Origin of the sequence: Mycetocola sp. CAN_C7 (assembly GCF_015752285.1) — a bacterium.
In the GTDB taxonomy this organism is placed as follows: domain Bacteria; phylum Actinomycetota; class Actinomycetes; order Actinomycetales; family Microbacteriaceae; genus Mycetocola_A.
On sequence record NZ_JADOUY010000017.1, the window covers coordinates 1 to 1,426 of the forward strand.

At 63.1% G+C, this 1,426-nt stretch carries 1 protein-coding gene; it reads left to right on the top strand.

All coding sequences use genetic code 11. The features are described from left to right. The first annotated feature begins 123 nt into the window (after positions 1–123). Positions 124–1,368: an IS256 family transposase gene (locus IWX78_RS16295; RefSeq protein WP_196834689.1), complete on the top strand. Its 1,245-nt coding sequence runs from the start codon at positions 124–126 to the stop codon at positions 1,366–1,368. Positions 1,369–1,426 lie beyond the last annotated feature (58 nt).

A 1,426-nucleotide genomic window follows, 5' to 3' on the forward strand; every position in this document is an offset into this window, starting at 1 on the left:
GGTGACGTCCCCTGGGGTGGTGTGGTTTCCGGGGTTCTGAGCGTCGGATTGTCGACGTGGTGAGCCATCGTGGGATGGTCAGTGAGAACCGATCAAAGTTACTCACGAAGGACACAAACCACGATGGCTCTAGACCAGTCTGCCCTGCTCGATCTGCTTGCTCAACTGAAGCTCACCGATGTCACCGACAGGATCCGTTCCGCGACCGAGACGTTGTATCAGGAGCTGATCGATGCGGAAGCGACCGCGTTCATCGGCGCCGCGCCGTTCGAGCGCTCCGGTGACCGCACGACTCACCGCAACGGGACCAGGTCCCGGACGTTGACGACGACGGCGGGTGATCTGGATTTGAGGATCCCGAAGATCCGCCAGGGGTCATTCTTCCCCGCACTGTTGGAGCGGCGCCGCCGCGTTGATCAGGCGCTGTTCGCGGTCGTGATGGAGGCCTATGTCCATGGCGTCTCGACCCGCAAAGTCGACGACCTTGTCAAAGCCCTCGGCGCCGACACCGGGATATCCAAGTCCGAGGTGTCGAGGATCTGCGCGGGCCTGGACGCGGAGGTCGCCCAGTTCCGTGACCGCACCCTGAGCTCCCAGGACTTCCCGTATGTGTTCCTCGACGCGACCTACTGCAAAGCCAGGGTCGGGCACCGGATCGTGTCCCAAGCTGTTGTCGTCGCGGTCGGAGTTGCAGCCGACGGACGCCGCGAAGTCCTCGGCTTCGATGTCGGCGACAGCGAGAACGAGGAGTTCTGGACCAGCTTTCTTCGCTCGTTGAAGACCCGCGGTCTCGAAGGAGTGCGCCTGGTCATGTCTGATGCCCATGCCGGGCTGAAGAAAGCGATCGGCACTGTGTTCCAGGGTGCCGGGTGGCAAAGATGCCGAGTCCACTTCATGCGCAACGTGCTCGCGGTGGTCCCGAAAGGCAGCCAGGATATGGTCGCGTCGATCATCCGCACGATCTTTGCCCAGCCCGACGCCGAGCACGTCCGCAGCCAGTTCACGGAGGTGACGACGATGCTCGGACGCTCGCACCCGAAGGTTGCCGTCATGCTCACCGATGCGGAAGCCGATCTCCTCGCCTTCGCCGCATTCCCACGCCGGCACTGGCGCCAGATCTGGTCCACGAACCCGCTGGAACGCGTCAACAAGGAGATCAAACGCCGCACCGACGTCGTCGGCGTGTTCCCCAACACGGCAGCCCTGCTGCGCCTCGCAGGGTCAGTCCTGATCGAGCAACACGACGAATGGGAAGCCGGCGAACGCCGCTACTTCTCCGAAGCCTCCATGCTCGAACTGACCACGATGGACAACCCGATCGCGGTCATCGACGAGGCGGTGATCCTCCCAGAACTCGCCGCCGCATAAGCTAGAAGCACTGACCCGCACGGTGTCGAGAAATTCCACCACTCAGCGGGACGTCACC